The following is a 7,216-nucleotide window of genomic DNA, read 5'->3' as shown; positions in this document are numbered from 1 at the left end:
TGAAAATCGACCCGTCCACCGGTTGCCGGGTGAACGAAGCCGAGGCTGGCTGCGTGAAGTGCCTGCCGCTTGAAGCCCAGCTTTTCGAGGATCGGCCGCAAGGCCTTGGGATCGCGTCCATATTGTTGGTCCCCTATTAACGGATGACCTATTGACGCACAGTGAACGCGCACCTGATGCGTCCGGCCGGTTTCCAGCCGGCATTCAAGTTTGCTTGCGATGCCCCAAGAATTGATTGTCCGGTAATGCGTCACGGCGTGCTTCCCGCGGGACGCATCGGGGGGGAGCACCGCCATCTTCTTGCGGTCGCGATCCGACCGGCCGAGGCGTGCGTCGATCGTGCCCTCGGCGGGTTTCGGCTGGCCTGCGCAGATCGCGATATAGCGGCGACTGATCGAATGCTCGGCGAATTGCTTCGCCAGCCCTTCGTGCGCGGAATCGGTCTTCGCAACGACCAATAAGCCACTGGTATCCTTGTCGATCCGGTGCACGATGCCGGGGCGCTCCACGCCGTTGATGCCCGAGAGTTCGCCTTTGCAGTGATGCAGCAGTGCATTGACCAAGGTGCCGTCGCGATTGCCCGCTGCCGGGTGCACGACCATGCCCGCAGGCTTGTCGACCACGATCAGGTGCTCGTCTTCGTAGGCGACCGCCAGTGGAATATCTTGCGGCTCGGCTTCGAGCGGGGTTGGGGCGGGGAGGGCGATGGTGAAGGGCGTTCCAGCCTCGACCTTGGCGGAAGGGGTGGTGGCTCGCCTGCCTGCAATTTCCACCGCACCTTCGGCAATCAGTCCCTTGATCCGCTCCCGCGACAGGTCGGTTGCTTCGGCCAGCGCCTTATCGAGGCGGGTGGAAGTGGGGATGGTTCCAGTGAGGGTTTCACTCATGGCTAACCCTTACCGTTCGTCCTGAGCTTGTCGAAGGGCGAACTTCGCGCAACGTCCGCGGTTCGACAGGCTCACCACGAACGGCCGAGGGCATTTCGCTGGCCTCCCGTTCGTCCCGAACTTGTCGAAGGGTGAACTGTCACTACACTCGATGCATGGCCTTTTTTGTCTACATCCTGCGATGTGCAGACGGGTCTTACTATACCGGCCACACCGACAATCTCGAGATCAGGCTTGCGGAGCATCGGGCAGGCGCAGGTGCGGCGTGGACCAAGTCTCGCTTGCCCGTCGAACATGTCTGGTCGCAGGATTTCGTGTCCCGGGAGGAAGCGCTTGCATCGGAACGCCGCATAAAAGGTTGGTCGAGAGCAAAGAAGGAAGCGTTGATTGCCGGGCAATGGGATGAGATTTCGCGATTGGCGCGATCCAGCTCCCCGTCCGCCTTTCGACAAGCTCAAGACGAACGGGGAGGGGAGAAATCCGCTCGTCCTGAGCTTGTCGAACGGCGAGGCCCTATGGTTGTAGATGCTAAAGCCACCCAAGCCCTCCTCGCCCATGCCGCCCAGGCCCACCCCCACGAATGCTGCGGGTTGCTGCTGGGTGAGGGCGAAACCATCACGCACGTGCAGCCCACCGCCAACATCCACCCGGAGCCCGAGACCTACTTCGAAATCGATCCCGCCGCGCTGATCGCCGCGCACAAGGCCGAGCGGGCGGGCGGACCGCAGGTGATCGGCTATTATCACTCGCATCCGTCCGGCGATCCCGTGCCTTCTTCCACCGACCGCGCGCAGGCCGCGCATGATGGCAAGGTGTGGGCGATTGTCGCGGGCGGGCCCGAAAACCCTCAAGTCCGCTTCTTCAGGGATGGGGAAGAGCGATTCGAGCCGCTTTCCTACGAGAGGCTGCCGCGCTAGGCAGGCGGGCATGTTCATGCGCGCAGCATCGATGAAACCGCCGCCATTGCCGGGTGCATGGCAGGACGGTTTTTCTCGCTTAAGACACTGTGTCAGGTGTGTCAGCGCCGCGCGCTACAGGGAGCTTGCATGACCGACGAAACCGATCCGATCGTGCTGGCCAGCCAGCTGTGCTCGCGTCTTTGCCACGACATGCTGAGTCCGGTGGGCGCGCTTTCGAACGGGCTCGAGCTGCTGGCGGACGAGAAGGACCCGCAGATGCGGCAGCGCTGTTTCGAGTTGCTAGAGCAAAGCGCGCGTACCAGCGCGGCGAAGCTCAAGTACTTCCGGCTGGCATACGGCGCTGCAGGCGGGTTCGGCGAACAGGTTTCGATCGACGAGCCCAAGGCGGTGATCGAAACGCTGGCCGCCGATGCCAAGCGCATCGAGCTGGGCTGGCAGATCGCCGCGCCTACGCTGACCAAGACGGGCGCCAAGGTGATGCTCAACCTCGCGCATATCGGGCTCGACGCGCTGGTGCGTGGCGGCACGCTCGACATCGGCGCGGAAGAGCGTGACGACGCGACCGAGATCGTGGTCCGCGCAGCCGGCACCAAGATCGCCTTCGATCCGCAGATCGGGGAGGCATTGGCAGGTAGGCTCGACCCGGCGGAGCTGACGGGGCGAACGGCGCCCGCGCACCTGCTTTCGCTGATTGCCGATCGATCGGGCGGTGCGATCCAGACGCATGCCGAAGAGGGCACCTTGCTGCTCGGCGCCACTCTGCCGCATGTTGCATGACGGGATCGGGCATGAGTGAGCCGGAAATGAGTGAACTGGTCCACCACGAAAGGCTCTCGCCCAATTACGACGAGCGCGTTGCGCCGATTTCCATGGTGGTGATCCACTATACGGAGATGGAAAACGCGCAGGCCGCACTCGATCGCCTGACCGACCCGGAAGCAAAGGTTTCAGCGCACTACCTCATCAGCGAGGCGGGCGAAGTGACGCGGCTGGTGCCCGAGGACAAGCGCGCGTGGCACGCGGGCGTATCCTACTGGCGCGGCGAAACCGATGTGAACGGTGTGAGCGTGGGGATTGAGTTGGATCATCCCGGCCATGCCTATGGATATCGCGAGTTTTCGGAGCCGCAATTTGCGGCGCTGGCGCCGCTGGTGAGTGCGATCGTGAAGCGATACGACGTGCCGCGCGCCAACGTGGTCGGCCATTCGGATGTCGCGCCACAGCGCAAGATCGACCCGGGCGAGCTGTTCCCTTGGGCCCGGCTGGCCGAATTGGGGCTGTGCCTGCCCCGTCCGACGAAGCTGGAACTGGGCGACCCGTTCGACAACGACAGCGCGTTCTACCTCGCGATGGAGCGCTTCGGCTATGATGTGAGCGACGGGCGCAAGGCGGTGGAGGCGTTCCAGCGGCGCTGGCGGCCCGAACAGATCGACGGCGAGATCGATGGCGAGATACGCGCGATCCTGTTCCAGTTGCTCTTGGATCGCGACCGCGGACTCGCTAGATAGCGCGGGCCAGGAGGCCGGGCAGCCGCGTCACTTATGTGCCGAGGAAAGTCCGGGCTCCACGAAGCAAGGGTGGCGGGTAACGCCCGCCGGGGGCGACCTTAGGGAAAGTGCCACAGAGAGTATACCGCCGATGGAGGCTAAACCTCACAGGCAAGGGTGAAAGGGTGCGGTAAAAGCGCACCGGGGCCCTGGTAACAGGGCTCGCCATGGCAAACCCCACCCGGAGCAAGGCCGAATAGGGACCCCGCGCCAGAAATGGCAGGAGCGCTTCGCTTCCGAGGAGGTCCGGGTTGGCTGCTCGAGCGGTCTGGCAACAGGCCGCCTAGATGAATGGCTGCCGCCTGCCTTTCGGGGCAGGGACAGAACCCGGCTTACAGGCCTCCTGGCACCTTACCCATAAGCCGCTACTCGCGGCCCACGCTGGTATAGTGGAAGCCTGCCTCGCGCACGTCGTCGGGATTGTAGATGTTGCGCAGGTCGACCAGCACGGGCGCCTTGGCCAGTTCCTTGACGCGGGTAAGGTCGAGCGCGCGGAACACGTCCCATTCGGTCACGATCACGACCGCGTCTGCCCCCTCGATGGCGGCATAGGGATCGGCCTTCATCTCCACCTCGGGCATCAGCGGCGCGGCGATCTCCATACCCTCGGGATCGAAGGCTGTGATCTCAACGCCCGCATCGGCCAGCGTCTGCGCGACCGCGATGGCAGGGGAATCGCGCATGTCGTCGGTGTTGGGCTTGAAGGTCAGGCCCAGCATCGCGACCCGCTTGCCACGCGCCGTGTCGTGTCCGCCCAGCGCATCCAGCACCTTGCGGCCCATCGCGCGCTTGCGGCTGTCATTGACCTTCACCACGGCTTCGACAATCCGCACCGGGCTTTCGAAATCCTCGGCTGTCTTGAGCAGGGCGAGCGTATCCTTGGGGAAGCACGATCCGCCATATCCGGGCCCCGCGTGGAGGAACTTGGCCCCGATGCGGTTGTCCATCCCGATCCCGCGCGCGACGTCCTGCACGTTTGCGCCGACCTTCTCGCACAGGTCCGCGATCTCGTTGATGAAGGTGATCTTGGTCGCGAGGAAGGCGTTGGCGGCGTATTTGATCAGCTCGCTGGTGCGTCGCCCGACAAACAGGATTGGCGATTCATTGAGGAACAGCGGGCGATAGACTTCGCGCATGACTTCGCGCCCGAATTCGTCCTCGGCCCCGATCACGATCCGGTCGGGCCGCTTGAAATCGCCGATGGCCGCGCCTTCGCGCAGGAATTCCGGGTTGGAGACCACTGCCACGCGATGCGGCGTACCGCTTTCGGCAAGGATCCGCTCGACCTCGTCGCCAGTACCTACTGGTACGGTGGACTTGGTGACGACGACCGCGTCGTTGGACAACGACTGGCCGATTTCGCGTGCGACGGCGTGGACGAAGGAGAGGTCTGCATGGCCATCGCCGCGGCGGCTGGGTGTGCCCACCGCAATGAAAATCGCGCCTGCCCCTGCGATCCCTTCGGCGAGATCGGTGGTGAAGGAGAGGCGGCCTGCGCGGACATTGTTTTCCACCAGACTATCGAGGCCCGGCTCGTAAATAGGCATCACGCCATCGTGCAGGCGATCGATCTTCGACTGGTCCTTGTCGATACAGACCACATCGTGCCCGAAGTCGGCGAAACAGGCCCCGGAGACGAGGCCGACATAGCCCGAGCCGACCATTGCGATTTTCATGGCGTATCACCCCATTTTTCGATTTCGATCGCACCCTTGCCTTTGCCGGAGCGTTCGATGGCTTGAATATACCGGCGCGTTTCGCCTTCCAGCACCAGCGCAGTGAGGCGCCCGTAACGGAAGGCGCCCGTATCGATTCCGATGCGATCGTCCTGCGCGTCCACATCCTCGAAGATGGTGTGGCCGTGCACGATCACCTTCTCGAACGGGGCGTCGTGCATCAGGAACCGCTCCCTGATCCAGAGCAGGTCCTTGCGCGACTGATCGTCCAGCGCACGCCTGGGATCGATGCCCGCATGGACGAAGGCATAGTCGCCGGCGAGGATCATCTCCTCGAACCCGGCAAGAAAATCGCGATCTTCCTGCGGCACCAGATCATGCAGGCGATCCTGCAATTCGTTGAGCTCCAGCTTGTTGTATTCCGATTTTTTGATCGGATAGCTCAGGATCGTCTCGCGCCCGCCATGCTTCAGGAAGTGGCGCAACACGCCAAGATCGTGAAAGCTTTCGAGGAACATTTCCTCGTGATTGCCCGCCAGATAACGGACCTTTCGCTGTTTCCCCCATTCGCGTGCGCGCGCGATCACTTGCGCGCTGCCAGGCCCCCGATCGACCAGATCGCCAAGCAGGACCATGGTCGTATCGGCTTTTCTGCTGGCCGTATCGTCTTCTTCGATCGCTTTGATCAGCGCATCGAACAGCCGGTCGCAGCCATGCACGTCGCCGATGGCATAGAAGCGCGTTCCGTGAGGGACCGCGGGTCGCGGGCCGGCAGGCGCTTTGCGGAGGAGGGTGCGGAGCGATTTGAGCATGGCTTTTCAGGGTCGGGTCGGCACTGCCGGGGCCCGAAGCACCCGCATGCGACTGCCGCGCCAGATAGGCGCAAGCGCTGGCAATCGCAAGCCAATGCGGCTCAGGGCGTGGACCCCTCTGCCTCCGAATAGAGGTGCTTCTCCTCCGGGTGTTTTGTGGTCAGCCTGAGCGCGACATAGCCGATCACCGCCGACATGATCGAGCCGAGCAGGATGCCGATCTTGGCTTCGTCGATCAGCAACTGGTTATCGCCGAAGGCCAGGCCGCTGACGAACAGCGACATGGTGAACCCGATCCCGGTGAGGATGGTCACGCCCCAGATCTCCATCCAGCTCGCATTATCCGGCTTGCGGGCAATCCCAAGCTTCACGCAGATGACCACGATCGTGAAGATGCCGAGCTGTTTGCCCAGGAACAGGCCCGCCGCGATTGCCAGGGGAAGCGCGGCGAAAACCTCGTCCATGCTCATTTCCAGCACGTGGACACCGGCGTTTGCGAAGCCGAAGATGGGCACCACGAAGTATGCGCTCCACGGGGCGAGGCCGTGTTCAGCCTTCTCCAGCATCGAATGCCCGTCGGTCTTGCGCATCGGAATGGTCAGCGCGGCGAGAACGCCCGCGATGGTGGCATGCACGCCCGAAAACAACACGGCCAGCCACAGCGCCACCGCCACCAGCACGAAGGGCCAGAAGCGCTTCACACCGAAGCGATTCATGCCCACCATCAGCGCGAAAATCGCAACCGATATTGCGAGCCACATCACGCTCAGTTCGCTCGTGTAGAAAATCGCGATGACCAGCACCGCCCCGATATCGTCGACGATGGCGACGGTCAGCAGGAACAGGCGCAGCGATGCGGGAACGCGGCTGCCCAGGATGCCGAGCACGCCCATTGCAAAGGCAATGTCAGTCGCGGCGGGAATGGCCCAGCCGCGAATCAGTTTCGGATCGCCGCCCGCGATTGCGACATAGATCAGCGCGGGAACAGCCATGCCGGCGACCGCCGCAATGATCGGCAGGGTGCGCTTGTCCGCGCTCGACAATTGTCCGGCGACCAGTTCCCGCTTCACCTCGAGCCCGACCACGAAGAAGAACAGGACCATCAGGCCGTCGTTGATCCACTTGTGCAGGTTGTTGAGGTAGAACACCTCTTTCGGCCACCAGTAGGCGTGGAAGAGGTCGTGATATTCCTCCGCCAGCGGCGAATTGGCGACCACCAGCGCGGCAGCCGCCACCAGGATCAGGAGGACGCCGGCCGAGGCATCGCTGACGAACAGCGCGCGGACAGGAGCGAACGCGCGGCGGATGGGGCTACGAATGGGTTCAAGCATGGCGACCCTTTTTCTCAATCTTTCGCGCGTTGCAAGGCCCCGT

General features: G+C 63.2%; 7 protein-coding genes, 1 other RNA gene and 1 pseudogene. 5 read left to right on the top strand and 4 right to left on the bottom strand.

What is annotated here, in order from left to right:
- Positions 1-887, bottom strand: an 887-nt coding sequence (locus ACEQXE_RS12310) for an RluA family pseudouridine synthase (protein WP_370179688.1), incomplete at its 3' end; no start/stop codon positions are given.
- Positions 888-1,042: 155 nt separating this feature from the next.
- On the opposite strand from ACEQXE_RS12310, the pseudogene ACEQXE_RS12305 reads away from it, so the two are divergent.
- The 5 genes and pseudogenes from ACEQXE_RS12305 to rnpB form a co-directional block, all read left to right on the top strand.
- Positions 1,043-1,204: pseudogene (locus ACEQXE_RS12305) on the top strand (GIY-YIG nuclease family protein); the annotation flags it as partial.
- A 198-nt stretch (positions 1,205-1,402) separates the two neighbouring features.
- On the top strand, positions 1,403-1,804 hold the full coding sequence (locus tag ACEQXE_RS12300; RefSeq protein ID WP_372524239.1) for a M67 family metallopeptidase: 402 nt from the start codon (positions 1,403-1,405) through the stop codon (positions 1,802-1,804).
- Positions 1,805-1,933: 129 nt separating this feature from the next.
- Positions 1,934-2,584 (top strand): histidine phosphotransferase family protein, encoded by a 651-nt coding sequence (locus tag ACEQXE_RS12295; RefSeq protein ID WP_370179685.1) that lies wholly within the window; start codon positions 1,934-1,936, stop codon positions 2,582-2,584.
- Between the two features lie 11 nt (positions 2,585-2,595).
- Positions 2,596-3,315, top strand: a complete 720-nt coding sequence (locus ACEQXE_RS12290) for an N-acetylmuramoyl-L-alanine amidase (protein WP_370179683.1) — start codon at positions 2,596-2,598, stop codon at positions 3,313-3,315.
- A 6-nt stretch (positions 3,316-3,321) separates the two neighbouring features.
- Positions 3,322-3,705, top strand: an RNA gene (gene rnpB, locus ACEQXE_RS12285) — RNase P RNA component class A.
- A gap of 14 nt (positions 3,706-3,719) precedes the next feature.
- Here rnpB and ACEQXE_RS12280 read toward each other — a convergent pair.
- The 3 genes from ACEQXE_RS12280 to nhaA all read right to left on the bottom strand — a co-directional run bounded on the left by ACEQXE_RS12280 (position 3,720) and on the right by nhaA (position 7,173).
- On the bottom strand, positions 3,720-5,030 hold the full coding sequence (locus ACEQXE_RS12280; protein ID WP_370179681.1) for a UDP-glucose/GDP-mannose dehydrogenase family protein: 1,311 nt from the start codon (positions 5,028-5,030) through the stop codon (positions 3,720-3,722).
- Complete coding sequence (locus ACEQXE_RS12275) at positions 5,027-5,842, bottom strand: metallophosphoesterase (protein WP_370179680.1); 816 nt, start codon at positions 5,840-5,842, stop codon at positions 5,027-5,029. Before ACEQXE_RS12275 ends, ACEQXE_RS12280 begins: the two co-directional genes overlap by 4 nt.
- A 101-nt stretch (positions 5,843-5,943) precedes the next feature.
- A complete protein-coding gene (gene nhaA, locus ACEQXE_RS12270) occupies positions 5,944-7,173 on the bottom strand; it encodes a Na+/H+ antiporter NhaA (protein WP_370179679.1) in 1,230 nt (409 codons plus the stop codon).
- Positions 7,174-7,216: the final 43 nt, after the last annotated feature.

The organism is Alteriqipengyuania sp. (assembly GCF_964222115.1).
Classification (GTDB): Bacteria; Pseudomonadota; Alphaproteobacteria; order Sphingomonadales; family Sphingomonadaceae; genus Alteriqipengyuania.
This window is presented reverse-complemented; position numbering and strand designations above follow the sequence as displayed.

Excerpts from the sequence above, each read along its gene's own strand:
- ACEQXE_RS12275 (WP_370179680.1), bottom strand. The coding sequence starts at position 5,842 with ATGCTCAAATCGCTCCGCACCCTCCTCCGCAAAGCGCCTGCCGGCCCG.
- ACEQXE_RS12300 (WP_372524239.1), top strand. The coding sequence starts at position 1,403 with ATGGTTGTAGATGCTAAAGCCACCCAAGCCCTCCTCGCCCATGCCGCC.
- ACEQXE_RS12290 (WP_370179683.1), top strand. The coding sequence starts at position 2,596 with ATGAGTGAGCCGGAAATGAGTGAACTGGTCCACCACGAAAGGCTCTCG.
- nhaA (WP_370179679.1), bottom strand. The coding sequence starts at position 7,173 with ATGCTTGAACCCATTCGTAGCCCCATCCGCCGCGCGTTCGCTCCTGTC.
- ACEQXE_RS12280 (WP_370179681.1), bottom strand. The coding sequence starts at position 5,030 with ATGAAAATCGCAATGGTCGGCTCGGGCTATGTCGGCCTCGTCTCCGGG.
- ACEQXE_RS12295 (WP_370179685.1), top strand. The coding sequence starts at position 1,934 with ATGACCGACGAAACCGATCCGATCGTGCTGGCCAGCCAGCTGTGCTCG.